Origin of the sequence: Vibrio sp. Hal054 (genome assembly GCF_037162405.1) — a bacterium.
In the GTDB taxonomy this organism is placed as follows: Bacteria; Pseudomonadota; Gammaproteobacteria; order Enterobacterales; family Vibrionaceae; genus Vibrio; species Vibrio diazotrophicus.
In genome coordinates this window covers 1,151,097-1,175,971 of the sequence record NZ_JARLUT010000002.1, presented here as the reverse complement: position 1 = coordinate 1,175,971, position 24,875 = coordinate 1,151,097, and the positions used below count along the sequence as shown (strand labels likewise).

At 43.5% G+C, this 24,875-nt stretch carries 22 protein-coding genes; 11 read left to right on the top strand and 11 right to left on the bottom strand.

Features of this window, described 5'->3' with window-relative positions:
• Window positions 1–220 precede the first annotated feature (220 nt).
• Both P4S58_RS21320 and P4S58_RS21315 read left to right on the top strand, forming a co-directional pair.
• Entirely contained in the window at window positions 221–1,099 is an 879-nt protein-coding gene (locus tag P4S58_RS21320; RefSeq protein WP_042479662.1) for a LysR family transcriptional regulator, read from the top strand.
• 183 nt (window positions 1,100–1,282) lie between these two features.
• Window positions 1,283–2,176, top strand: coding sequence for a cation diffusion facilitator family transporter (locus tag P4S58_RS21315; protein WP_102985678.1), 894 nt, complete (start codon window positions 1,283–1,285; stop codon window positions 2,174–2,176).
• Window positions 2,177–2,247: 71 nt separating this feature from the next.
• Here the strand turns inward: P4S58_RS21315 and yddG are convergent, their stop codons facing one another.
• The 5 genes from yddG to P4S58_RS21290 form a co-directional block, all read right to left on the bottom strand.
• Window positions 2,248–3,189, bottom strand: coding sequence for an aromatic amino acid DMT transporter YddG (yddG, locus tag P4S58_RS21310; protein WP_337165633.1), 942 nt, complete (start codon window positions 3,187–3,189; stop codon window positions 2,248–2,250).
• A 122-nt stretch (window positions 3,190–3,311) separates the two neighbouring features.
• Window positions 3,312–3,866 (bottom strand): sugar O-acetyltransferase, encoded by a 555-nt coding sequence (locus P4S58_RS21305; protein ID WP_102965031.1) that lies wholly within the window; start codon window positions 3,864–3,866, stop codon window positions 3,312–3,314.
• A gap of 111 nt (window positions 3,867–3,977) precedes the next feature.
• Complete coding sequence (locus P4S58_RS21300) at window positions 3,978–4,571, bottom strand: DUF1294 domain-containing protein (protein ID WP_042479656.1); 594 nt, start codon at window positions 4,569–4,571, stop codon at window positions 3,978–3,980.
• A gap of 138 nt (window positions 4,572–4,709) precedes the next feature.
• The gene (locus tag P4S58_RS21295; RefSeq protein ID WP_042479654.1) at window positions 4,710–5,114 is read right to left on the bottom strand and encodes an OsmC family protein; all 405 of its coding nucleotides are present in this window, start codon (window positions 5,112–5,114) and stop codon (window positions 4,710–4,712) included.
• 36 nt (window positions 5,115–5,150) lie between these two features.
• Entirely contained in the window at window positions 5,151–5,729 is a 579-nt protein-coding gene (locus P4S58_RS21290) for an exopolysaccharide biosynthesis protein (protein ID WP_237292285.1), read from the bottom strand.
• 945 nt (window positions 5,730–6,674) lie between these two features.
• Between P4S58_RS21290 and P4S58_RS21285 the strand changes: the two genes are divergently transcribed.
• The 5 genes from P4S58_RS21285 to P4S58_RS21265 all read left to right on the top strand — a co-directional run bounded on the left by P4S58_RS21285 (window position 6,675) and on the right by P4S58_RS21265 (window position 14,724).
• Window positions 6,675–7,145 carry a dCMP deaminase family protein gene (locus tag P4S58_RS21285; RefSeq protein ID WP_042479650.1) on the top strand — a complete coding sequence of 157 codons (471 nt, stop codon included), beginning with the start codon at window positions 6,675–6,677 and terminating at the stop codon, window positions 7,143–7,145.
• Window positions 7,146–7,346: 201 nt separating this feature from the next.
• Window positions 7,347–9,170: a putative bifunctional diguanylate cyclase/phosphodiesterase gene (locus P4S58_RS21280; protein ID WP_337165630.1), complete on the top strand. Its 1,824-nt coding sequence runs from the start codon at window positions 7,347–7,349 to the stop codon at window positions 9,168–9,170.
• 384 nt (window positions 9,171–9,554) lie between these two features.
• Window positions 9,555–10,991 (top strand): glyceraldehyde-3-phosphate dehydrogenase, encoded by a 1,437-nt coding sequence (locus P4S58_RS21275; RefSeq protein WP_102939799.1) that lies wholly within the window; start codon window positions 9,555–9,557, stop codon window positions 10,989–10,991.
• 243 nt (window positions 10,992–11,234) lie between these two features.
• Entirely contained in the window at window positions 11,235–14,345 is a 3,111-nt protein-coding gene (locus P4S58_RS21270; RefSeq protein ID WP_337165628.1) for a DUF748 domain-containing protein, read from the top strand.
• Window positions 14,346–14,499: 154 nt separating this feature from the next.
• On the top strand, window positions 14,500–14,724 hold the full coding sequence (locus tag P4S58_RS21265) for a hypothetical protein (RefSeq protein WP_042479645.1): 225 nt from the start codon (window positions 14,500–14,502) through the stop codon (window positions 14,722–14,724).
• 65 nt (window positions 14,725–14,789) lie between these two features.
• On the opposite strand, the gene P4S58_RS21260 is transcribed toward P4S58_RS21265, so the two are convergent.
• The 3 genes from P4S58_RS21260 to P4S58_RS21250 all read right to left on the bottom strand — a co-directional run bounded on the left by P4S58_RS21260 (window position 14,790) and on the right by P4S58_RS21250 (window position 16,853).
• On the bottom strand, window positions 14,790–15,404 hold the full coding sequence (locus P4S58_RS21260; RefSeq protein ID WP_042479644.1) for a LysE family translocator: 615 nt from the start codon (window positions 15,402–15,404) through the stop codon (window positions 14,790–14,792).
• A gap of 73 nt (window positions 15,405–15,477) precedes the next feature.
• On the bottom strand, window positions 15,478–16,407 hold the full coding sequence (locus P4S58_RS21255; protein ID WP_180980101.1) for a LysR family transcriptional regulator: 930 nt from the start codon (window positions 16,405–16,407) through the stop codon (window positions 15,478–15,480).
• 2 nt (window positions 16,408–16,409) lie between these two features.
• Entirely contained in the window at window positions 16,410–16,853 is a 444-nt protein-coding gene (locus P4S58_RS21250) for an Lrp/AsnC family transcriptional regulator (protein ID WP_042479640.1), read from the bottom strand.
• A 285-nt stretch (window positions 16,854–17,138) separates the two neighbouring features.
• Between P4S58_RS21250 and yjeH the strand changes: the two genes are divergently transcribed.
• Complete coding sequence (gene yjeH / locus P4S58_RS21245; RefSeq protein ID WP_102962252.1) at window positions 17,139–18,392, top strand: L-methionine/branched-chain amino acid transporter; 1,254 nt, start codon at window positions 17,139–17,141, stop codon at window positions 18,390–18,392.
• A gap of 39 nt (window positions 18,393–18,431) precedes the next feature.
• On the opposite strand, the gene P4S58_RS21240 is transcribed toward yjeH, so the two are convergent.
• Both P4S58_RS21240 and P4S58_RS21235 read right to left on the bottom strand, forming a co-directional pair.
• A complete protein-coding gene (locus tag P4S58_RS21240; protein WP_337165622.1) occupies window positions 18,432–20,555 on the bottom strand; it encodes a methyl-accepting chemotaxis protein in 2,124 nt (707 codons plus the stop codon).
• Window positions 20,556–20,857: 302 nt separating this feature from the next.
• The gene (locus tag P4S58_RS21235; RefSeq protein ID WP_042479636.1) at window positions 20,858–21,319 is read right to left on the bottom strand and encodes a TetR family transcriptional regulator; all 462 of its coding nucleotides are present in this window, start codon (window positions 21,317–21,319) and stop codon (window positions 20,858–20,860) included.
• Between the two features lie 405 nt (window positions 21,320–21,724).
• Here P4S58_RS21235 and P4S58_RS21230 point away from each other — a divergent pair, with 405 nt between their 5' ends.
• Together P4S58_RS21230 and P4S58_RS21225 are read left to right on the top strand one after the other, a co-directional pair.
• Window positions 21,725–22,027 carry a YfcZ/YiiS family protein gene (locus P4S58_RS21230; RefSeq protein WP_042479635.1) on the top strand — a complete coding sequence of 101 codons (303 nt, stop codon included), beginning with the start codon at window positions 21,725–21,727 and terminating at the stop codon, window positions 22,025–22,027.
• Between the two features lie 126 nt (window positions 22,028–22,153).
• Window positions 22,154–22,768 carry a hypothetical protein gene (locus P4S58_RS21225; protein WP_102953316.1) on the top strand — a complete coding sequence of 205 codons (615 nt, stop codon included), beginning with the start codon at window positions 22,154–22,156 and terminating at the stop codon, window positions 22,766–22,768.
• An 83-nt stretch (window positions 22,769–22,851) separates the two neighbouring features.
• Here P4S58_RS21225 and P4S58_RS21220 read toward each other — a convergent pair whose 3' ends face one another.
• On the bottom strand, window positions 22,852–23,955 hold the full coding sequence (locus P4S58_RS21220; RefSeq protein ID WP_337165620.1) for a 1-acyl-sn-glycerol-3-phosphate acyltransferase: 1,104 nt from the start codon (window positions 23,953–23,955) through the stop codon (window positions 22,852–22,854).
• A 245-nt stretch (window positions 23,956–24,200) separates the two neighbouring features.
• Between P4S58_RS21220 and P4S58_RS21215 the strand changes: the two genes are divergently transcribed.
• Window positions 24,201–24,809: an AraC family transcriptional regulator gene (locus tag P4S58_RS21215; protein ID WP_337165619.1), complete on the top strand. Its 609-nt coding sequence runs from the start codon at window positions 24,201–24,203 to the stop codon at window positions 24,807–24,809.
• The last annotated feature ends 66 nt before the right edge of the window (window positions 24,810–24,875 follow it).

The following is a 24,875-nucleotide window of genomic DNA, read 5'->3' as shown; positions in this document are numbered from 1 at the left end:
GTCAAGATTAAACCAAAATGAGGTTCAGTTCCTAGCGTTAGCGTGCAATCTTATTGAAGAAATTGACATTCTTCCGCAAATCTTAATTTAGCTGACTATTTTTGCCTCAATAATGTAGAAAGTAACAATTACTTCAGACAACCAAATCCAAATAGCCGTAGATAGGCAGAGTGACATTTTTTGTATATGATTCCTTAACTTTCATTCGCTTGAGCACATTATGAACCTGTCGCAACTTGAAGCTTTTTGTACCATCGCTGATACCGGCTCTGTCTCAGAAGCTGCGCGGCAGTTGGAGTGCAACCGAACCAAGTTAAGTATGTCGATTAAAGCGCTGGAAAAGGAACTCGGGGTTGAATTGTTTCAACGCTCAGGGAACAACGTCACGCTTTCTGAAGCCGGAAAAGCAATCTATAAAGACTGCGAAAGTGTCCTGATCACAGCGACGCGAATTCGTCGTACCTGCTCTCAGGTTTCCAGTGAATTTGCAGCTGAAATGTGGATTGCCCGTGATGACTCTCTTCCAGACTCACTATGGCAAGATCTAGCGCACAAGCTTAATAATTTGTTTCCCAACACTTCATTCAACTTGTTTTTGGCTTCCAGTGGCGACCTAGCCAATATGGTAGCGACACAACAAGTAGATTTTGCCTTCGGTGTTGATTACGAGCGACTGGATGATCCAAGAATTACATACCAGCCACTGGGTAAGATCCGCATGATGTCTGTGTGCAAAGCGACACATCCACTTGCCAAACTTAAACGAGTGGCGGATGAAGAACTTCGTAAGTCAATGCAGGCGGTGATGGTATATCTGAATGAAAAAGATAACCCGAGCCTTGAACCCTTCTCCCGTCGTTATATCGGCTTTTCCAGCTTTGAATACATTCTGAATACTATCTTGACTGAAAACGCTTGGGGGGTATTACCAGAGCCGTTGATCCGCCACTATCTTCGTGAACAACGCCTTTCCGTGATTAAACATACCTACGGGCTGACCCAAGAAGACTATTGTATGTTCAGCACATCTGGAACCGCAGAAAACCCCGCGATGGTCTGGTTAGCAGACAAGATCAGTGATTATCTGTTTGATTTCTAACCTTCATGCAACTAAACCAGTCAGCGTCAAAATTAATGGCACCAAAAACAACTCGTAACATGTTGTAAAATATAAACAAAAACAAAATAGCTCACTTTTAGCTCAACCAAAAAACCAAATAGACATTGTCAAAGCCCATTTAAAAGCCAAAATATCAGCAGATTTTCAACTGGTATTCCCCCTATGTGTGCTAAAACAAACATCAACGAGAAACGTATCCTGACGCTTTCAGCCCTTATTTCTTCGGGCTTTGCTATGGGCGGTTTAGTTGTTGGCTTATTGGTTAGTTCACTCGTTATCTTGTTTGACGGTATGTACTCACTAGTCAGCTTACTGTTAACTATTTTGTCGCTAATTGCTTCTCGATATATTCAAAAGCCATCTGATGACGAATTCCAGTTTGGTCGTGCCGCTCTTGAGCCAGCGGTAATCGCAGTCAAAGGCGCGGTTATTTTAATCGTCGTGTGTGCTTCGTTATATAGTGCTGTTATAGCTATGTTTACTGGCGGCCGAGAAGTTGACGTTTCGATTGCGACTCTATTCGGTATTGTTAACGTGATTGGCTGTGGTATCGCATGGTTTTACATGACGAAGCTGCACAGACGCACTGCCTCTGACTTAATTGATGCTGAAGTAAAACAATGGAAAATGGATACTTTGCTCAGTGTAGCGGTAACCATTGGTTTCATCTTAGCTTGGTTGGTGACTTTATCACCACTGGCTGAATACGCGGTCTATACCGACCCAATGATGATGTTGGCAATGTCGTTCTACTTCTTAAAGGTACCGTTCGAAATGTTGAAGTCTTCACTACGTGAAATTTTCATGATGGCTCCAAGTGAAGATATTTGTAACAAAGTCGACCAAGGCGTTCTTGCTGCTGGTGAAGAATCAGATCAACTGGTAGAACTTTCGGCAGTAACTAAAATTGGCCGTGAGTTGTGGGTTGATGTAGACATCAAATCTGAAGACAACGTGATTGCTGTGGAAGATATTGAACATACGCGACGTACACTGCATAAAAAGCTGTCAAAGCTACCATTTAATCTTCAGCTCAGCGTGAACATCGCAAGCTAACTTGAACATAAAAAAGAACCCTCGCTATCAGCGGGGGTTCTTTTTATTCATAGATAATCATCTAATCTGTATTAAGCTTCATTCTCATGGCTAATCTTTTGACTAAGCAAGGGTTCATTCGATTCCGTGTTCTTTTTGCTGCGGGTCACCCACCAGCAGACCAATGAACCGATAGTGACCATCATTACTCCTTGCCAAAAAGATACGCCTAAAGCGACACCTAATATGGCAGACGAAAGTAATGTCGAAAACACGGGTGTGAAGTAAGACAGCGTAGCCAGAAGCATCATGTTTCCACGCAGAATCGCCACGTTCCACAGCGCGTAGCCGCTCCCCATAACAATGCCAGTGAGCACTAAGTTCATTGTTGACGATAGGGTAAACTGCAATGCACTTTCATCGCTAATCGCGTACTTCACCCAAAGCGATATTGCCGTCATGATAAAAAACACTGTGATAGCATTTTGGCCGTTCGCTAAACTCTTGGTCACGTTACAGTAAACTGCCCAAATTATTGCACCGATAAAAGCCATTGAATACGTGACTGGGTTAGTCGCAACGTTAGCTGCGATAGCCGAAACGGAAAGACCTTGATCACCTGTAATTGTCCAAGCAACACCGATAAAAGCTAAAGCAATGCTTGGATAAACCAGAATGTTAACCGGCTTTCTGCTTATCAACACCGCTAACAATACCGTTAACGCAGGCCACAGATAGTTGACGACAGCCATTTGCAACGCTTGATGTCGGTCATTTGCCATACCAAGTGCAAGCGCTAAACAAATCTCATAACTGACGAACAAGGCGCCACCAATAATGAGGTACTTTGGAGAGAAAGAGCTGAGTTTAGGCACGCCCATGACAGCCATCAAAAACAGTGAAGCCGTGGTGTAAATAAGTGCTGCGCCACCAATCGGGCCAAATTGTTCAGCGACTGTGCGGGTTAACCCCATCAAGCATGCCCATAATAAAATGGCCGCAATACCAAATAGAGTGTGTTTATGACGAGACAAAGGCTTTCTCCAAATACAATTGAAGCTCGCACTGTAATTCATATGGTGAGGATAGAGAAGATTTGTATGTCTAACTCACCCCAAACGCAGTGATCTTCCAGTCATCACTGCGAAGGAGAAATCTATGATTCAACATCCAGTTTGCGGATAACACGTGCAGGCGTACCACCCACCAGTGTATCGGGTGGAACATCGCTATTGACGACAGAGTTAGCAGCAATCACAGAACGCGCGCCGACAGTGACACCTTGGTTAATGACCACATTGCCTCCCACCCACACATCATCTTCAACAACAATCGGTTTACACGTGGTTTCCCAGCGTCTTCTCGCTTTGTAATCCAGAGGATGAGTCGGGGTATAAAACTGAGCATTAGGACCAATTAAAACATTATTGCCAATGGTGATCGGGGCATTGTCCAACATTACGACGTTCATATTAATGAAGGTCTCTTCACCAATAGAGATGGTTTTGCCAAATTCACAGTGAAAAGGTGGCTGAACTAGGCTTCTGCCAATTTTACCAAACAGCTTTGACTGCAATACCAGACGCTCTTCTTGGTCAATACACTGATTAATATCCAGTTTAAGTTGCGCTGTGGTTTTACGGAGTTCCACTATTTCTGGATCGAAGCTGTCAAAATCGAGGCCATTCATCATCTTTTCTAATTCTGTCATTACTACGTCCTAATGCTTGATACATCTTTGATGACTAGAATCGAAATATTACCCCTTTTTATTCAGCGAAAAACAGAAAAGTGTAAAAGATAAATTTCCTCATTAACTCGTTTAACGCGGCGAGATTAAACGAACCCACTCACGAAGTTGAACACTGCCCTCGGGAGTGAGACTCCACACTAAGAAGGTGATATGCAGTGCCATGACGAAGAAAAACAGTAGCTGAAACGTAAAGGATTTTGGCTGCAAATTAAACGAATACTGCCCGATAACTGCACCCGGCCAGCCACCCAAGAACGAGAGAAATAACAAGGCAGATTCCCCCGTCACAGCCTTGTTTCGTTTCTCATTGCGCTTATCCAGTAGATAAATGGCGAGCACAATTGCGGTCGCGCCGAGATAGTAATAAACAATGAGCAGCGGGTACTGCCAAAAATAAACGCAACCGCCTAATGTCGCGGCAAACCAGACAACAATCAGCGTAGCCCATGGAAAAGAACGAACACCTTCTACATGAGTAGCTCTACGGTTGCCATTTTCATCTTGAGCAATGACGAAGCGAACAGGCTGTTTTAACTCGCCTATATTGACTGAGTTCTTTACGTCTGAGAGAAGAAATTTGATCCTCAGCGCCCCTGAATCAGGAATGATATAGCCATAGCCTCTGTCTATATACCACTCTGAGATTGTCCCTTTTAACGCCATGCTTATCTTTCAACAATGATTGATTCTTTAATCATAGCCAAGCAACACACAACCGCTTGGAAACTGTCACTGCGTTTTTCTAGCAGGCACAAAAAAGGCCGAGCACACGACTCAGCCTCTTGAACAATAACGCTTAAATTAAGCAGCCACGATTTCCCAGCTGTGGGTCATATCAACGGCTTCACCTAACATAAGACAGACAGAGCAGTATTTTTCCAGCGAATCCGCCGTCACTTGCTCAACAATCTTGGCATCTAGGTTTTCACCCGTAACAACAAAGTGAATATTTACCTTAGTAAAGATGCGTGGTGCCGTATCACGACGCTCAGCAGAAAGTTTTGCCACGCAACCGGTCACTTTCTGTTCCGCTTTTTTTAGACCATCGACAACGTCAACTGAACTACAACCACCCGCCCCGAGCAAAACCATTTCCATTGGACTAGGTGCAGTAGAACCGCCATTACCATCCATCACAATAGAATGGCCTGAGTTAGATTGGCCTAAAAACTTAAAATCTTCGACCCACTTTACTTTTGCTTCCATTTTAATACTCATTCTTAATTGTTTCAGAATCTGATATTACAACGCTAACATCAGTGAATTCCACGCCATTCTCACCATAATTTGGCTGATCCACATCGCCATCAAAGCAATCGCGCTACCAATCAGCAGGCACAAGCCATCGCGCTCAATAATACCCAATGCTAGACAAATAATCGCGAAATTTGGCAGAAAGTTAATAAACGGCAGAGGCAGAATAGCAATGGCAGCGAGTACACAAATCATCGCGCCAATCACTCGGCGGGCATTCGCACTGGATAGAGGTTCCCAACGCGGTTTTACATATTCTTCAATACGCTCCAGCCAAGGCATTACCTCTTGAGTGAACTTCAGCGTTTTTTCACGATGAATACGCTGTTTTTGAATGATATTAGGAAGCCGAGGAGCATGGAAACCCAGCGCAATCTGTAACCCAAGCAAAAAATCAGCGACAGCCGCAAAGAAGGAAATACCGGGAATAAGTCCTGCCAGACTCAGCATGATCAGCAGTGCACCGTATGAACGGCGTCTAAGTAACTCTAAAAGTTCACCAATAGTCAGATACTGCTCAGGATGAGACTTGAGCGTGTTGATAAGAAACAGCGAGGTTTTTTCCAAAGTGACACCCAAAATGTATAGATAGCGACAAAGCAAGGTACTTCATACCTAGCGCTATGCGATGTGAACAAACATTATCAAATTTGTCATCAAAAGACGCAATAGACTTAGCGGTAGAAGATAAAAATGAACAAAGAATTTACGTTAGACACATTTGCTAGGGGATATTTTGGAAATGTGAGGAAAAAGAAAACCCCACTAAGTTTTCACTTAGCGGGGTTCTATTCTCTTCGCAGCAATCCGGCTACTACTACTAGGTGCTCCCTGCATCTATTCCTTGATAATCTGCTGGTTCCTTCAGCGCATTCCATTTCATCGCCATCCTAGCGGTGTCCTGAATCTGTCATCCTGACAGACGCTTAATCCCTTAAGTTGTCTATTAACCGTTCTAAAACAACCATCCTAGCTATTTCGAACTTAACGTTAATATCCTTTGCTTTCCTTGCCGACCATTCATCCTGAACAACCGAATCTTCGTCCTGAAGATACTCTATCCGTGAGCTTTTCAATTTCCGTGCTAGCGTCCTGCCAACACCTTAAGATTACGACAACGCCACTTAGTAGCAAGTACGCTACGCAATAAATATATTGAAGAGTTTTTTGAGAATACGGTAAATTTCTACATTTACAAATACTTAGAGAAGAAACCAACCATTAATCTCAAGCATTTAAATCAAATATCCTACACGTCTTGTAAGAGATATCTCACAAGACACACGAGCGATATCTACATCTGATTAAATAGGCCGACTCGACTTGGGTCGGAAGCTTTTAGTTTCTTATCTTTTTATAGACTAAAAGACGCAAAATCAGGGTATTATTACAACCAAACTACTTGTCGCCATGATGACTAGAACAAGCGGATAACGCACTGTTCAACATCTAGCATAGCTTCAAGTAACAGATAACTAGCGCAATTAATGATTTAGCAGAGGAAGCCTCACTATGATTTCGAAATGGTCACAACGTTTTTACCAAATGGCAGAACTTGTTGGCTCTTGGAGTAAAGACCCTTCTACACAAGTAGGGGCCGTTATTACAAAACAAAATCGAATTGTTTCTGTGGGCTTTAATGGTTACCCACATGGTATTTCAGACAGCGCAAACACAGACGACAGAGATATGAAATATCTCAAAACTCTACACGCTGAAGAAAATGCCATTCTATTTGCTAAACGTGACTTGGACGGATGCGAAGTTTACGTGACACATTTTCCTTGTCCAAACTGCGCAGCCAAGATTATCCAAACAGGTATATCAGCGGTTCACTGCCCCGAGCAAACCGAAGATTTCCTCTCTCGCTGGGGAGATAAAATTAAGGTGAGCCAAGATATGTTTTTGCAAGCGGGTGTAAAGGTTAACTGGTTACCACTCAACGAGTTAAAACCAATAAGTGAAATTCATAACGAATCTTAAAAATAGCCCTCCATCTGGAGGGCTATTGTTTTATTTGGCGCTCAATTTTGTCTCAAAAGTGAAACCACTATGCAACTTTGAACTGTCATTAACAATTTTCCTGCATGCAACTCAATGTTCGACTTTAACAGTGACTACACTGAAGTTCAGGTGTCCCGATATACGTTTATCCAGTGGTTATTAAAAGTAAAAGGATAATTCATGAAGTCCACTATAACTGCGAGCAACAATCCTGATCAAAAACACTTTCTGGTTACGATTTTATTTCTAATCGCAGTCAGTGCCGTGAGTTACACCTTACTGACCGAACATCAAACCTTCGCGCGCTACTACTTCATTTATCCACTGTGTATGCTTGCTGCGTACTTTATGAGTAATATTTGGTTTAAACGCGTGCTATCCGTAGTCACTTTTGCCTTGCTGATGGCAGGAAGTTATCTCGAGCCGCTGAATATCAGTGTCCTTTCCCAATCCTTTATATTGGTGCCACTCTGTTATATCGCGATTTTCCCCGGTTCACTGTGGCCAATAGCGGTCGCATTAAGCATTCTCGGGATTTACATCCCACATATTACGGGTGCACAAGTATCTGAGTTTGTCGAAGCATCAATTGAATTCTCCGCTATCGCCATTTTTGCCACTGGCGGCACTTTCTACAAACAGAAACTGAGCAAACAAGTTGAACGCTATCGTAAAGACAGCCTTACCGACTTCCTGACACAAGTATCCAACCGCAAAGCGTTCAAACAAGATTTAGAATCGATAGCCAAAATTGCGGGGGAAACAAGTAAAACCAAATTTGCATTGCTGTTACTCGACCTTGATGACTTTAAGCAGATCAACGATTCACTGGGTCACCAACAAGGCGACTTATTATTAATTCAGTTCGCAAAGCGCTTAAGCAAATTGGATTTCAACCGTATCAACATATACCGATTAAGTGGCGATGAATTTGCGGTGCTATTGCAAGATAAGTACGATGTAAACTTCTACTCTCAGCAAGTTGCCACCTACATCTTAGAAGCCAGTCAATCGGCCTATCATCTCGACAAACGCAGTTACACCATGACCATCAGTATTGGTATCGCTTCATTGGACGATGCGTTATACGACACAGATATCTGGTGCCGAAACGTCGATATTGCACTTAAAAGAGCAAAACAAGCAGGTAAGAACAGCATTCAATGGTTTGATGAGAACTTGATTGGAGAAACAGTCCGCAGTTACCAAATAGAGCGGGAGTTGAGTGACGCCATAGAGAAAGGCCAGTTGGCGTTGTATTACCAACCTAAAGTCGATATCAAAACCAATTTAGTGCATGGGGCTGAAGCCTTAATCCGTTGGAAACATCCTGATTTGGGAATCATTCCTCCTGACGAGTTTGTGGGCGTTGCCGAACGCAGCCAACAAATCATTCCTATCGGCCGCTGGGTGATTGAAACCGCCTGTCAGCAAGCCAAAGCGTGGGATCAACTCGGCCATCCGATTTGCGTCGCGGTAAACGTGTCAACCGTGCAGTTTCTTTACGATGACATCTTCCATGTTGTGACCAAAGCACTGAGAGACTCCCAGCTCAATCCTCAGTTATTACAGTTGGAAATCACTGAAACCACATTGATGCAGCAGCCACAGCGAGTGGTCGATGCATGCCACGACTTACGTACCCTAGGTATCCGCGTCGCCATTGATGATTTTGGTGTTGCTTATTCTTCATTGAATTACTTAAAACAACTCCCCATCGATGTGTTGAAGATCGATAAATCATTTATTGATGAGTGCTGCTCCAATCACAATGACCACATGCTGGTGCGAACCATCATTCAACTTGGTCACAATATGGGGAAAGTGGTCACGGCAGAAGGCGTGGTCAATGATGAACAGCTCTATTTGTTGGCAACCGAAGGCTGTGACGAGTACCAAGGCTATTTGTACTCTCGCCCAGTTCCTCCTTACGAATTTATGGCTCTTTTATCGAGCAGAAAAGACGTTGCAATCCCTCGCCCTCAAGTGGCCGCTCACGGATAAATTCATATCCCATCAACTCATCAACATAAGGGGCTTTTCGCCCCTTTAATGTTTACTCTTTGCGTAGATAAAATGATATACAGCCAATTTTTATGTAATACCAATCTGCATTGCCACAATAGAGATCGGACATAAATACAGATAGACGCGAAATAAGTTACCTCAATCACATTCTGTCAATACGTAAAAACACTTAAAAACTCACATTAAAGCTCTAACAACGATCGAGTTAACAGTTAAAAATATGGGCATTATTTTTTCTAGCAGAATAACCTATCAGACATTACAATCCTGCCACATAAAAATAACAATACTTATCCCCAATACCAAACGCAGTAAAAACTGTGGGTATCAGCTCAACCATAACGTGAAAGGTTTACAGCAATGAGTCCAGAAAAACATCTACTCGATTGGCAGACCAGCCAAACTATCGCAGAATCGATGTCACCATTAATCGGCCAGCTCTATCGTTTAAAAGGTGTTGAAGTTATTTTGTATGGTAAGACACTGATCAACGCCGCTACCATCGACATCATTAAAACCCACCGCATTGCCCGCCGATACACTGGAACCGCACTCTCTCTAGAACAAACCATGCCGATTTTGCAGCGCTTAGCTGGTTTAGACTTATCGCCATGTCGCATCGATATTGGTCAACTTGGTCACCAGTATTGGCAGCACCACACTGATGAAAACAACTTAGATGATTTTCTTCAAACTGCCCTACTCAGTAGCTTAAACGGCACTACGATTACGACACCAAAAGATGTGGTTCTCTATGGTTTTGGCCGTATCGGCCGATTACTGGCTCGTTTGCTGATTGAAAAAAGTGGCCCAGGTTACCCACTGAGACTGCGTGCTATTGTTGTTCGCGGTGGTAAACAGGGTGATTTGGAGAAACGCGCAAGCTTGCTAAGAAGAGACTCGGTGCACGGCCAGTTCAACGGCAGCATCATTGTCGACAACGAACATAAAGCACTCATTGTTAACGGTAACTTCATCAAAGTTATCTATGCCAACTCCCCTGAAGAGATTGATTACACCAGTTATGACATCCACAACGCACTCGTTGTTGATAACACAGGTGTATGGCGTGACAGCGAAGGGTTGAGCAAACACTTAAGCTCAAAAGGCGCAAGCAAAGTATTGCTAACGGCTCCGGGCAAAGGTGATATTAAAAACGTAGTATTCGGTGTTAACGAATCCGTTATCCAACCTGAAGACACCATTATTTCAGCAGCAAGCTGTACCACAAACGCTATCACACCGATTCTGAAAGCGATGAATGATAAGTTTGGTGTAGTATCTGGCCACATTGAAACCGTGCACTCTTTCACCAACGATCAGAACCTCATCGACAACTTCCACAGCGGCGAACGTCGTGGTCGTTCAGCGTCATTGAATATGGTTCTGACTGAAACTGGTGCTGCAAAAGCCGTTGCAAAAGCGCTGCCTGAATTGGCTGGTAAGCTGACTGGTAACTCAATTCGCGTTCCTACACCAAATGTTTCCATGGCGATCGCTAACCTGAACTTAGAAAAGAGCACAGACAAAGAAGCGCTCAATACTTATCTCAGAGAGATGGCACTGAACTCTGCCCTGTCAGCACAAATTGATTACACAGAATCAACAGAGATCGTATCGTCTGACCTTGTAGGTTCACGCTACGCTGGCGTAGTCGATGGTGCTGCGACCATCGCTCAAGATAACCGATGCGTTCTGTACGTTTGGTATGACAATGAGTTTGGTTATAGCTGCCAAGTTGTTCATTGTATGGAACAGATGATGGGTGTGCGCTACAAAACATACCCACAAAAGTAAGAATTATACTCCACAACATAATAATAACCGATACTGACGAAGTGGTTTCTGACCCATTTAGCCACTGCTTCTGATGACATCCCCCGTTTTGCCGCTCTATCCCTGATATGAGCGGCTTTTTTTCATCTTTTTTACAGGCAAATTTGCACCAGCAAACTTAACTCTTTTGGAAAAATATAGTTAAACTAACGAACTATATTTTTGTGAGAATTTTCTGCAGCAAGAAAGAGGCTAATACTATCTATGAAACAAGCGGTATCTGTGTTTTATGCTCGTTTTAAATCGGCGCCGAAGTGGTTAAAAGCCTCAACATATCTAACGATTACCTATGTGGCTTATGCCGTCATAATCGGCCTTATTGCCCCTGCGGTTATGCAGTCGCAAGCGCCCAAGCAACTTAGCCAACTGTTAGGTCGCAACGTCCAACTTGAAAAAGTCTCAATTAACCCTTTCCTGCTTAGAGCTCGGATTGAAAATTTCGCCATTCTTGAGCAAGACCAACAACAAGCATTCACCAAGTTTGCAATGCTGGAAGTGGAAGTGAACTTTTGGCAAAGCTTACTAAGCTTAACGCCAACTGTAGACCATCTGTTTCTTGTCCAACCTGGAATTCAAGTACAACACTTAGACGAACATAATGCGTTTAACTTCAGTGATATTCTCGAAACATTAGCCAGCAACAATCCACCACAAACTGAAGAGAACGTGTCTGAAGAGGCCGCCACCAACACGATTCCTGCATTCAAGGTTAACGCTGTTGCTATCACTGATGGTGATGTCAGATTTGCAGACTCCGTTACTGGTGCTGACTTAAATTACCAACAGATTTCCCTAAAGCTCAACAACATTGATAGTCAGGCTTACGCTCTGAGCCTGCCTGCTAACCAAGATGGAAAACTGAATCTGACCGAAAACGCTAACCAATACCAATTTTCGTTAGTGAGTGCTGATCAAAGCCCGCTCACTCTCAATGGTCAATTTCAGCTTTCTCCATTTGAAATTAAAGGTGATGTGGCACTCAACGATCTGACGCTAACGCCATACTGGCCATTCGCAAAGGAACTGATTGCAGCACGATTGAGCGATGGTTCAGTTAGCTTCTCGACCAATTACCATGCAAAACAAGTTAATGACTCACTTTCATACCAAACTCAGAACGGGCAGTTCTCGCTCTCCAATCTCGTTTTTAGTGATCAACAATCTGAAAAAGTAAAACTGCCTTCATTGGTTGTCAGTGATATCCAACTGTCCGGCGATGAACAAATGATCAACATCGCTGATATTTCAATGCAAGGCTTATGGTTTGACGCATTGTTGGACAAAAATGGGCTTGATTTAGCCGCACTGTTCACGCCAAGAACCCAAACAAACGGTGTTGCGCCTAATCAGGATACTTCAGCCAATAAGGCAACAAACCAAGAATCAGCGACACCGCAGTGGAAGGTTCGCCTTGAGAAATTCTCAATGGCAGATTCGGACTTCAATGTGTTGGAAAAAGTTCAGTCCCAAGGTGTGCACTGGCGCGGCCACCCTATGACGGTGACAACAAAAACGATTCAAAGCGACTTAATCGACCCTATCGAATATGACGTCGCTCTTGATGTGAGCTCAAGTAGCAAGCAGCAGCCAGAAAACACTAGAGGGTCTTTTGCAACTCAAGGCAGTGTTGATGTTAAAGCACTTAAAGTGGACGGCAATCTGTCCATTGATTCACTGGATCTGACACAGCTACAGCCCTATCTCACCCCTTATCTGAATATTCGCTTAACCAAAGGCGCACTCAATACCAAAGGAAATTACAACGTCAGCGGGGCAGACGACATTAATTTCGACGGCTCGCTCAGTGTTAACAATCTTTTGATGCGTGACACCATCAAGCGAGAACCTTTGGTGAAATGGCAGAAAATGTCTGTGGACTCACTGCGTTTTAGTTCAAAGCAAAACCAGTTGATCATCAAAACGGTGTTGCTCGATGCGCCTTACGCTAAAGTAATGATTGCCGAAGATAAGCGCACCAACATTGGCGATATTGTGGTTACTAAGCAGAGTGATACTTCTAAGGCCGCAACTGACAACACAGCCACAACCAAAGCGACAGTGACCACGAAAGGCACTAGCAGCAAGCCTATGTCGGTCATGATTCAACAAATTAAGTTTGCCAATGGCTCCGCGTTTTTCGCTGACAACTCGCTAACCCCTAACTTTGCCTCCGGTATTGAGCTACTCGAAGGTTCAATCAAGAACCTGTCCTCGACTCCGGGAACGAAAGCTAGTGTGGATATTGCCGGCAAAATTGACAAATACGCGCCAGTGACATTGAAAGGTGAAATTAACCCACTGATTGAAAAGCCTTATCTCGATCTTGCCTTAGTGTTTAGAAGCGTTGAGCTGACTTCCGTCAATCCGTATTCTGGAACCTACGCGGGTTATTACATCGATAAAGGCCAACTTTCACTCGACCTGAACTACCGATTAGATGACAACCAGCTTCAAGGTACAAACCATCTTGTTATCGACCAGCTGCAACTGGGTAAACCCAGTGATTCCAGCCTTGCCACCAGCCTGCCGATCACTCTGGCGATTGCGATATTGCAAGATCGTCACGGCGTGATTGATTTGGGTGTTAACGTGTCAGGTGAAGTGGATGATCCTGACTTCAGTTTTGGTAGTGTGATTTTGAAAGCGTTCGCCAACATCATTACTAAAGCCGTGACTGCTCCGTTCTCGCTGTTGGCTGATCTTGTCGGTACGGATGAAGAGTTGAATCAGGTCACTTTCCAAGCCGGTATTGCAACCTTAGATGACGAAGAGAAACAGCGCATAGGTAAACTTGCACAAGCGTTGCAGGAAAGACCGATTCTTAAAGTCAGTGTCGAAGGCTCTGTCTCTGCTCCAGACGACAGCTATGCATTGGCTGAACAGAATGTGCAGAAAACTCTGCTTGCCAATAGTGGACTGGAAACACTTCCTGAACCATTCAGTGCCAGCCGCATTACCGAATCTGCGCCGTTAGTCGATGCTCTTGAAGAACTTGCAGAGAAACAATTGCAGTTAGATATCCGCCAAGAAAGAGATAAGGTCGAACAGCAACTGACTGAAAAAGCCCAAGGCGCAGAAGTGACCAAAGAACAAATCGAGACCGTTGTTCATATGGGGCTCTACAATCAGTTGGTCAAAGCGACCAACGTCGATAAAAACAGTTTGAGTAATCTCGCAGCAGAGCGTGCAAAAGCGATCAAAGCGTATTTGGTGGAAGAACAACAAATCAGTCCAGATCGAGTGTTCTTGCTCGACAGTAAGACCGATTTGAAAACAGAAAAAAGTGGTGCTGAGTTAACCGTAGGCGCTGAATAACCTTCCTCACTTCCTCACTTCCTCACTTCCTCAACTCTAGCCCAATCCTATGTTCTCTAAGGGATTGGGCTGTTATCATCTATCTGAATGGCTTGTTCATGTTTAATTCATCTGTGCAGGGCTAAGATGGAGGCAATCAAAACAGGAGCAGACAATGAATAGATTTCTTATTACCGTACTGACGCTCATTACTGGATTTTTCGCACTGACATTAAGTTTGTTGCTCGTCATTCCATTGACTATTGCAGCACTCATCACTGGCAAAAAACTGCAAAATCAACTGCATCGTCGTCCGTTTTATCAGGCTCAGAACAATCAGACCTACGGCAATACCATCGATGGTGAGTTTGAAGAAGTGAACACCCATTCGAAGTATTAACAAAGAACCCCTCGCAATTGAGGGGTTCTTTTGTATTTATGGCTAGAAAATAACTGGAGCTGAACTTACACCGTAAGCAGAACTCGCGCAGCAAGCAGCAACAAAACAATCCCTGACAAACGATCAATCAATACCGCTCTGGAACGCAGCTTGTCGAGAATGAGTGGGCTTGATAGCAAGAAGGTAATAAAGGTATACCACAAGCCGTCAATGACAAACGGTGTCACAACAATGATCGCTTTACTACTCAACTCATGCCCAACGGCAACAAACTGACTGAACAATGCGATAAAGAACAGCGCAATCTTTGGGCTTAATAATGAAATCAAAAAACCTTCTCGCGCAGATTGCCATGCACTTACCGTTTCGCCAGATTCCAACTTCGCAGCCACACCACCTTTAGAACGAATGGCGTTGAACCCCAAATAAGCCAGATACCCTGCACCAGCATAACTGATAGTTTTAAACAGAAGTGGCGACTGGTGAAGAACCACTGCCAAGCCAATCAATGTAATAAACGCATAAATACCTATGCCGAAAGCATGAGCCCACGCCGTTGCTAAACCGTTGCGACGCCCGCCAGCAAGGCTGTGTTTCGCAACCATAGCCAAGCTAGGTCCGGGAGACATAGCCCCCAACAAACAAATAGTAAAAAGTGATAGCCAAACTGTTATTGTCATTCGAACTCTCCTAGTTAGTCCCTAACCGTACTCGTCTTTTATCATTATTTGAAATCATCTTTTTTCATCCTAGCTATGATTCTGAATCATAACCTATCGAATACTCAGAGTGATTCATGATGTCGTAGACAAGCTGTCTAGCCCAGACGTGGGAAGGTTCGTTATCAAATTTGGCGTGCCAAAGAAGCCAATATTTATGTTTTGGAGTCTTAACTGGTAGCGGTTTAAATACCACATCAAAATGATTTTTCATGTTGCGAGCGATATGCTCAGGAACAACCATTAAATAGTCACTCATAGATAACGAGCGAAATGCTGCAGAAAAAAACGGGACTTTTAATCCGATATGCCTGACCTGATTAAGTTCAGCCAGCGCCTGATCGATATAGGTGTCTTTATCACCGCCTCCGGTCACTTTGATGTGTGAAAAACTTAATATGTCCTCAACACTCAGCATGTTTTTTTCTGACAACGGATGAGATTGCTTCATCACGCAAACCGGATAATCCTCGCCAATTTGCCACGAAGAAACGCCCTTAGGCGGTTCAGGCGACATAGTTGAAGCGAGCTGAATTTCAGAGTTTGCCATTTCTCCAAGTAAACTTGGCTGCCAAAGGCAGTATTTAATTGAGACTTTAGGCGCTTTAACCGTTATGGCTTCAACCATTTCAGGTAGCAGATATTGCGCGACATAGTCACTGGAGGCGAAAACAAATTCACCTTTCCAAGCGCTTGGTTCAAATTCTGCTTCAATCATCAGTTCATCAAGTTCAACAAACCAATGCTCAAGTTTGTTTCGCAAGCTGACAGCTTTCGGCGTGGGCACTAACTGGTTGCCATCTCTGACTAACAAAGGGTCAGCAAACATCTCTCTCAGCTGACTTAGCTGGCGACTCAAAGCTGACTGGGTAATATTTAACTTCGTCGCAGCCTGACTGACATGACACTCTTCAAGCAACACCTTCAGTGACCGCAGTAAGTTGAGATTTATTTGTGACATCAAAACTACTTAGCCGTGTTAAACAGTTCTTTTAAAACCGTATGTGTTATTAATTGACGTAGTTGGGAGTAGCTTTGCAGTTCATCTCGAATCGCATTTAACTTCGCCATGCTTTCCACTTCAACGTACAGCATCATATCGGTTTCGCCACTAATCGCATGGCACCACTTCACACCGGGGATCAGATAGATCTTGTGAGCATACAGCTCACAAGAGTGGAGGCTCGCAGAGGTATCAAATTTTAGCGCAAAATAGGCACTGACATTATTGGTGTGATCTGGCTCTGCGATTTGAGCGTGATAGCCCAAAATCACTTTGTCTTGTTCGAGTTTCTTAATACGTGCCGTAACGGCAGAGCGTGAAAGGTTGACTTCGCGGGCAATGTCACTCACAGATGCTCTCGCATCCCCTTGCAATATCTCTATGATTTGTCTGTCAAATTTATCCATCGTACATTCCCATTCTTTTCGCTTCTCACACGTTTTTTCTCAAATAAAAAACGTTGAAAAGTAACCAACTTATCCCGTTGATTCATGGCTAATTTGACACAAATTGCATGGCTAGACTACTGACAATTAACGGGAAGTCTCTTTATGAAAGGAGTTTCACCGTCAAAATGGCGGAAATTCGATAAAAAAGTGTCACTTTGACGCTAAAGCAGAACGTTTTGCCAGATGCATCACATCTTAGTTTTGAGTAAGCTTTCGGCATAATAAGAATCAGGGAATGAGAACATGAACCAACTCAAACAAGAGATCACTTTGCTTTCTGGTATCGGTCAGCTATCGACCACATTAATGGGTACCGGATTGTTTATGATCCCAGCCATTGCCGCCGGAATTGCGGGCCATTTTTCACTTTGGGCTTGGCTCATCTTGTTTGTTGCTGTTTGCCCTGTTGCTTTAACTTTCGCAGCGCTTGGGAAAAAATACCCGAGTGCTGGCGGCACCGCGTTCTTTGTGCGTAAAGCGTACAACGCACGACTAGAACGAGCGGTTGCCTGGCTATTTGTAAGCGTCATTCCTGTAGGCGTACCCGCGGCTGTCGCCTTAGCTGCGGGCTTTTTACAGCAATTGTTACCTGCTCAGTTCAATAATGCCATTTTGGCTCAAGTGCTCACTGTGGCACTTCTTATTGGAGTAAACCTAGCAGGAACAAAATCTTCTGGCCGACTACAAACGGCCATCGCATTGAGCATCTTTGCATTGGTGGCATCCTTTCTCTGGATTGGAGATGTAGGAAGCGCCGACTTAACTATGCCAGCACTGAGTATCGATTCTATTTGGTCAATTGGTGCTGCGCTAGGAGTGATGTTCTGGTGTTTTGTTGGAATAGAAGCCTTCGCGCATATGGGGGAAGAATTCAAAAACCCACAACGTGATTTCCCGATTGCCATTCTGGTTGGATGCTTTGTGGCTGGTGCAACCTATTGGGCTTGCTCAGTCATTGTCTTAAAGTTTGGTGCTTTTGGTACACCTGAATTTGATAGTGCCTCTATTCCTTGGCTCAGTGATAAGCTCTTTGGCTCTCGTATGGCAATCATAATCAGTATCATTGGCTTCTTTGCATGTTTTGCCAGTATCAACCTATACACGCAGAGTTTATCGCGGATGGTGTGGGCGCAAGCCAGAGAATATCGTCCTAACAGCGCACTGGCTCAACTCTCTCAGCGTGGCGTTCCAGCAAATGCAACATGGCTGATTGGCGGCATATTGCTGCTATCGTGTGTAGTCGGTCAACTGTCGAATTTGGATTTGGAATTCTTCCTGAAACTGGCCAATGGTGTCTTTGTCTTAGTCTACCTGTTAGCCATGTTGGCAGCGTACAAACTACTGAAAGGGTATCAAAAGGCACTGGCTGTTGTTGCTTTGATTCTCTGCACTGGCGTGTTTATCTGTCTTGGCTGGTCAATGCTGTATGCTCTGGTTATTTTTGCTGCCTTGGCGGTGCCATGGCAAAAAGAGCTGAAAACACAACATCCAATTTAATAACAAAGGCGGGATACCCCGCCTTTGTTTTGTATAGCTCTATGACGCTTTACGAACTTCAAACCGCCCAACCAATTGTTCCAATCGCTGAAGCGAGTTCTGCATTAAGGTTGTTCTGCGAGATAACTGTGAAGAGGCTTCCTGCAGTTTCACCACTGTCGATTGCGCTTCATCGGCAGTTTGTCTGTGCTCTTCACTATTACGAGCGATGCCTTGAATCAAAGTAAACAATCCAGTGACAGACGTTTGTAAACGTTCACTACGAGAAGATTCGTCCACCACCTGAGTGCTGTTCTCAACGTTGGTAATGCCCTCTTGCATGTAACTCACTGCTCGCTCTGATTGGGTATGCAACGCAGTCATCAGCTCTCCAATACTGTTCGCGGCCTGAGAGGTTTTGTTTGCCAACACTCGTACTTCATCAGCAACCACAGAGAAGCCTCTTCCATGCTCACCTGCTCTTGCGGCCTCTATAGCAGCATTTAGAGCTAGCAAATTGGTTTGAGCCGTGATTTCCGTAATAACAGAGACGATACTGCCAATCTTCTGCATTTCTTCATTCACTTCATTGACGGTATGTGCCGAAGCTTGAACGATATTTTTAATTTCTTGAGCGCCTTCCGCCGCTTTTTGATACTCAAGCTGCGCCGCATGCATCGTTTGCTGCATAAGCTCGTGCATTTCAGTCGCGGTATCATTGGCACTGTTAATTTCCTGACTCTGTACCCCAGCGAGAGAAAGCATATCCGTAATTGATGTGGCGGTCATATCACTGCTGGTAAGCAGCAACTGACTGCGGCGGAACATAGATTCCGACACATTTTTAACCTCTTTACTGGCGAATACCAGCTCTTGAATAATCCCTTCAAGGCTATCAATGAAACTGTTAGTCCAGCGCCCCAGATCACCCGTTTCATCAGACTTAAATTTGCTCGCGTCTAAGCGGCGGGTTAAGTTGCCATCCCCTTCTGCCAGTACCTGCATCACCTGTGTCATTGTCTCTAGATTATTTGCCATAGGCTTGGCACTGAAAATGTGGAACAAACCAATAGCTATTAATCCAAGCAGTATCGAAATAGACATCAACTGAACGTTTTCTAGTGGGTAAAACAGGTGAAGAACAAAAGGAATCACTAACGGACCAAACACACTAAGCGCGAATTGTTGGTTGAGTTTTTGTGCTACCGAACGATGACGATAGACTTCTTCTAAATCCGATTCGCACATCATCCCCCAACGGTCTTTCGACCCAGGCATAGTAAACGTCACGCCCTTACCAATCACTGGAATATGGCGATAATCAGAATACCCCGGATAGTCTATGTATAAGTTGTGACCATTGTTAATGGTTTCTCTTACCCCCGGATGAAGCTTGTTGGTTGCAGGATCATTAAACACAATTTCAAATTCGGTATGACGACTGACTTTAACCACGCCCCATTTTGTATTCACGCCATCTTTCAAATTTTCACCATGGGAAAAATGGTTATCCTCAAAGCGAGAGCGTGAAAGCGCAACGCCTTGTTGAATAGAGGGGTCAAAATGAGATTTGACCATAAACAGGTAGTTGTCGCCCGACTCACTATAAATATGCCCAGCTTCGCGTTGAATCAGGTCGCCGATAACATCATTAGGGATTCGCCCACACAAACACCCTTTGGTATCGCCATCTAATTCGATCGGTTGATAAAACATTAAGGTCACTTCATCATGAAAGTGAGAGCTTGATGGACCAATAGCGAGCGTCACCGAATCGCGGTAAGGACCATGCAAAAATGGCTGAGCTAAACCCTCATTCAAAGCTTGGGTTGAGACGACCTTCTTGTTTTTCTGTGATGGAAAAGTGGATTCAAGGATCTCTCCTTGAGCAGAGACAATAAATAGCTCAGATAAGTCAGCGCTACGGTTTAATAATCGGTTTAAGGTTTCCCGATATTCATGGGGAGACTTGGTCGATAAATATAACGACGCATCATGCAGGAATGACCATTGGTTTTCAGCCCAAGTCGTGAGAATTTTGACTCGGGTGTTCGCAATGTTTTCAAAAGTTTGTTCTAGAGAAGCTTTACGTTTACGGTTAAACCAACAGGCCTTGCGCATGGCAAGTTTACCTGTCTTGCCAAACCACGGCAGCCACCTTTTTTCCTCAGGCGTTAAATGCATAAAATTTCCTTATTTTTGTATTGTTATGTGCACTAATGTGCAATAGGCGTTCCAAAAACAAGAAAAAAGTACGTTGTTCTGTATTTTAGCAAGAACTCAAACAGGTTAACTATACGAATAAAAATCAAGTAGTTAATATCACTTTCAACTTTCCGACCTCATACTTTAGCACGCACTAATTCAGGGATAGATGCGTCCACAATGCACCATATTGGTTAGCCCATCTGAACCTTAGGCGCATGAAAAAGGGCTTGCGAATGCAAACCCTTAAAAATCTGTAACTCTTACTGGTCTCTAAGTAATTACTTACTCATTTCAATAAGTGATTTACCAATCAGCCACTCAACCTGTTTATCACTGCCTTCGCCTAACTTTTCGCGAGCCAGTTTGTATAAACGCCCTACACCTCTGTAGGAAAACTCTTCGGCTTTATCTGCAGCCACAATATGGTGGAAAAACAAACGCAAAATAGCTAAAAACTCTGAATTATCTAGCGCCTTAATCCATGAGCTTGAGAAAGACTCAACGCCATGGTCTAAATCCAAATGTGCTACAAACAAATTAAAAATTTGGCCATCAAGCGCAAGAACAAAGTCTGTTTTTTTCGGGAAATGGTGGCTGATGCCTGTTCTGGATACACCCGTTTGTTGACTTAATGTGGTGTATGACATTTTGTCATAGCCTAATCTTAACAGTTGGTCGACAACAGCATTCATGATTGTTTGAATGGTCACTTCTGTATCTTCTTTACTACGCTTCGGCATATTAATAGCTCTTTGTATACAAACTCATCAAAAAATAAAATGAATCAAATGCCGCTGAAATAGTTCAACAGCCAACTCATCTTTGTAAGAAAATATCTTTTCATTCAAATTGAATGAATAAAATATCCTTTAAAAATTCATTTCAATATGGGAAAAGTCCATTCACGCCCTTATCTCCATGTAAGAATAATCTTACAAACAGTAAGGTATGACAATGCATCAAACGGTGTAATGACAAAAAAACGTCACCGTAACGCCTAATTTTCGACTATTATCACACTCCTATTTCTGTTACCTGCGTCAACAATATCAACCCGTGTTCATACATTTTTGCATTATCATTTATCTGGAACACCCACTAATACAGGGTTAGAATGTCCTTAAATTTTGTAAGAGGATTTTGAGATGAGTAACGAAAGCTGTGAAGTAAACCAAGTTTGTGAAGCTTGTGGTTGTTCTGCTGAAATGGGCTTTTTTATCAAGGAGGGTGATGAAGTTGCAGAAGTGACTATTTTCGCACCTAATCAAGACCAACTAAAAAGCGAATTAGACAAGTATATTGCTCTGGCAAAAGAAGTGTGTGCAGCGGTGGAATTCGAATCAACACCTATCGATGAGAGCACAACTGAGTTGAATGCACGTTTCAAATTTGAAGTGAGCGCAGAGAAGCTCATCTTCGAACTTAAATCGCGTTCGCTGATGCGATAATCTCCCTTCAAAAGCGAGCACCCAGCTCGCTTTTGTGATCTTCCCCCTGTGATTTTGTTCTTCATTGAAGACAATGCCACTCATGCCGATACTATCGTTAATACTGTTACGAGATTTAGGAAGAACATGTCTTTTTCAACTTGGCGTTTATCTGCTTGGACGCTATGCATGGCTTTATGCTCATTACCTCTGAATGCTGCACCTCTCGACCAGTACCGCATACTTAATCATCTGGATAATTACGGTAACCTTGATTTGCGGAACAAACCTTACACTAGCTTACCTGACGGATTAGAGGTTAAAGGCAATCTCAACATCGCAAAAACGTCGATCACATCACTGCCAAAAGGCTTAACCGTAATGGGAAGTTTAGATGCGTCAAATAGCCAACTTGAACGCATTCAACGTGGCACAAAGATCCGTGGTTATGCGAATTTTCTCGGTTCACAAATCAAAATCTGGCCTGCGCGAATTCAAGTAGGCGGGTTCCTTAATTTTACCGATACACCGCTAGAACAACTGCCAGCAGCGATGACAGTTAAAGGAGATTTGAGCGTTGCCAGGACACCATTAACTGAACTCCCCGACGGAATTGTGATTGAAGGCAGCCTTTATATTGGCGGATCAAAAATCGTTACATTCCCAGATACGATGACGGTGAAAGGTAATATCTTTCTTGGTGGCAACATCATTACAAAATGGCCAACCAATTTAACCTTGGGTGGTGTGGTTGCACGTTGAGTTGAAAATGAAATACAACCAATGAATTAGAAGTAAAAAGAGAAGCTTAAGCTTCTCTTTTTTATGCCGTTAAACTTTGCTCGCTATTGATTACGCACTGGATTTGCGTAGCTATCAAGCAAGTACTGATGAGCGTTCAGTGGAATCTGAGACAGCTTTTGTTCCAATTTCGCTTTTACCGCGGGTGTAATGTCTGCATCTTCACGACCAGCCGCTAACAAGTTAATTGGGTATAGCTTGTAGTTAGCGTGGATTTGACGGTCAATCTCTTGTGCAAGTTCTTCCGGCGTTTCGTAAGTCTCAGTGATCACATTGCCAAATGCGACATGAACTCGACCTTTGTCGCCGATGATGCCCTGAATGATACTTTCGATATCTTCAAATTCGCCTTTTTCGTATTTACCATGAGTTGCTTTTTCGTAAAGCTCGCGAGCCTTGGCAATATCACAAGGGTCGTTCTCATAAGAAATTGAAACAGGCACAATTCTTAGCGATTTAATGTACTCAGAAAACTCAACTTTCTGTTTGCGTCCTTCGACGTTAAACATTTTTAAGATCGCAGGATCGGTAAAATCGTTACCGTCTTTAGCGCGCCCTTCTTTTTGAGCAATCCAGATTGAATGCCCTGAATCCAAAGAGTGCTTGATATAGCCAGACAGAGTGCCTAGAGCTTTCATCATTTCACGTGGAGCTTTGGCTGAGCGCTTAACGATAAAGCTTTTGTTCAATCGCATCAGTTCTGTTGCACAAGGCTTCTTCAGCAAGTTATCGCCAATCGCAATACGAACTGTACGGTGCCCTGACTCATACAAACCGTAGTTAACCAACGCAGGATCCATCGCGATATCACGGTGATTAGACACAAACAGATAAGCAGTATTCTTATCCAGTTTGTTCAAGCCACTGTAAGTCACACCTTTGGTGGTGTGTTCCAACGTTTTTTCTAAATACTTTTTCACTTCTAGCTGAATGGCATCAACCGAAGTCAGCTTTGCCCACTTAAACTTAAGGTAAGCTTTTACGAATGGGCCCATCATCATTTTTAGCCATGAAGGTTGACGCTCAAAACGATGATCGAGAATCGCTGTGATAAATTCTTCATCATTAATTAGACGTTCGATGGCTGCAGGAATTTCTTCGTCGTTATAGGGACGAATCTCTTGATACGGGTCGGTGGTTGAAGTCATATTCTCGTACATCAAATAAAAAACTGGCTTATTCTACGCGCACTCGCATTAGCTCGCAGCTATCATAAGCACATAAATTACAAGGTCAGACCAGAAAATCAAAAATAAGTTTCTGTCTGTTTTCCTTCTATCTCCTAACTGATAGGCATTGCGGTTAGGCCGCAGCTAAGAGATCCACAACTCGATATTTGGCTTTTGAGTGGATAAACGTTAATCTTAGCGCCCTTAATTTTATGAGGCCTTGTATGAACTACGCTATTCAATCTGAAACCTGCTTATTTCCATATCTGGAAGTCACACCGCGTAAGCGCGCAACAAAGCATAGTTTAGTCAAGGTTAACAATGGCCTTGCTCTATTCAAATTGGGCAAACAAGAGTACGCCATTGAAGCAGGACAAGCGATTTGGATCCCTATCGAATGTTTATGCTCCCTCACCTTTTTGCCAAATACTCACATCACTCGAGTCGATTTTTCAGTTCGTCTGCGAGATGAGTTTCCTCATCAATCTGGATTCATCACACTGACAGAATTAAGTTCGGCGCTGCTTAGTCGCATACAGTCGACCAATGCAGGTGACGAAGTGTACCCGCATTTGTTGCAAGTACTCAAAGATGAAGTCAAAAAACTTGAGCCAAAGCTTGTAGAAAATAGCTTAAGCCAACAGTTTGCTCGCTGGCAGCCTAATCAGCAGGGAGCCATCAACAAAGAACATCATGTTGCTTTACTCGTAAGAGAAGCCATGAAGCGCAAACTTTCCGGCATAAAAACCCAGATGGTGATTGATGAACTGTTCTCAGGCAATGCCGTGCAGTTCGAACAAATGTGCCAGTTAGTGCTTGGTAAATCTCTTTAAAAGAAGATAAAAAAAACAGCCAGCTAATAATAGTTGGCTGTTTTTTTATAAGGCGAAGAAAAGCGC